The organism is Pseudochrobactrum sp. AO18b (assembly GCF_000409565.1).
GTDB classification, from domain to species: domain Bacteria; phylum Pseudomonadota; class Alphaproteobacteria; order Rhizobiales; family Rhizobiaceae; genus Pseudochrobactrum; species Pseudochrobactrum saccharolyticum.
In genome coordinates this window covers 1-991 of the sequence record NZ_ANNO01000311.1, presented here as the reverse complement: position 1 = coordinate 991, position 991 = coordinate 1, and the positions used below count along the sequence as shown (strand labels likewise).

The window sequence follows — 991 nt, the reverse complement described above, 5'->3', positions numbered from 1 at the left end:
CGCGGGTTTTTTATTATCAATATCATACCGATCTCAGAACGGCATATATTGGCGCAGCAGCACAATCAGCACACCACCAAAAATACAGAGCGGAATAATACCGATGCGGAATGCCGCCAATGTGCAGAGCACCATGGTCAGAAACTCTTTCCACCCCGCATTGAAAGCAGCCGGAGCAACAAGCGTTGTCAGCACTGCCGCAGGCACGGCATTGAGGCCGGCCTCAACGCGGTAATGCACACGCTCAAACTGCGAAAGAATGAGATGCCCGCCGATACGGGTAATATAAGTCAGCACAGCTGCGCCGAAAATAATCCATACAGTTGAAGACATTACCGCACGTCCTTCACAGTTTTCACCGGTTCATCATCCAGCGTAATCACGGTTTCACGGCCAGACAGCGGCTTGGCAATCACAACAGCCATGACAATACCGCCGATTGCGCCGACGGTGACATGCCACGGCGAGCCGATCCAGAAATAAGCAGCAACGGAAGTCACGGAACTTGCTGCAACAATCGGGAACCAGTTTGTGCGGGAGCGAAAGCCCATCACCAGACCGAGGAAGTAAATTGGCAACAGCATATCAAGACCGATGGCTTTCGGATCGCCAATCATCCCGCCAAAAGTCGCACCAATATAGGCTTCAATCACCCATGACAGATAGAGCGGAATAGCCAGCCCCATATACCAGACAAAGGTAATCGGCTTTTTCTGCTCCGCCTGCTTTTCGCTTTCCGCATATTGAACATCAGTCAGGAAGAAGAAGGCCACAATCTGCTGTAAAGGCGTGAAATGCTTAATCAGCCGTCCTGTACCTGCGGAATAGAGCACATGGCGGAAATTCACCGCGAAAATCGACAGCAGGATCATCCATGGCGCAACATGTTTGCCAAACAGCTCCATGCCTACCAGCTGGCTGGCACCGGCAAACAGTGCCGCACTCATCCATACCGATTCACTGACATTCAGGCCGTTATCAACGGCAACAA

The 991-nt window shown here is 51.7% G+C and carries 2 protein-coding genes; both read right to left on the bottom strand.

From position 1 onward, the window contains the following. Positions 1 to 33: 33 nt before the first annotated feature. Positions 34 to 333 carry an AzlD family protein gene (locus A918_RS0112410; RefSeq protein ID WP_022711379.1) on the bottom strand — a complete coding sequence of 100 codons (300 nt, stop codon included), beginning with the start codon at positions 331 to 333 and terminating at the stop codon, positions 34 to 36. Beyond that, positions 333 to 991, bottom strand: a 659-nt coding sequence (locus tag A918_RS20360) for an AzlC family ABC transporter permease (protein WP_022711378.1), incomplete at its 5' end; no start/stop codon positions are given. The genes A918_RS0112410 and A918_RS20360, both read right to left, overlap by 1 nt.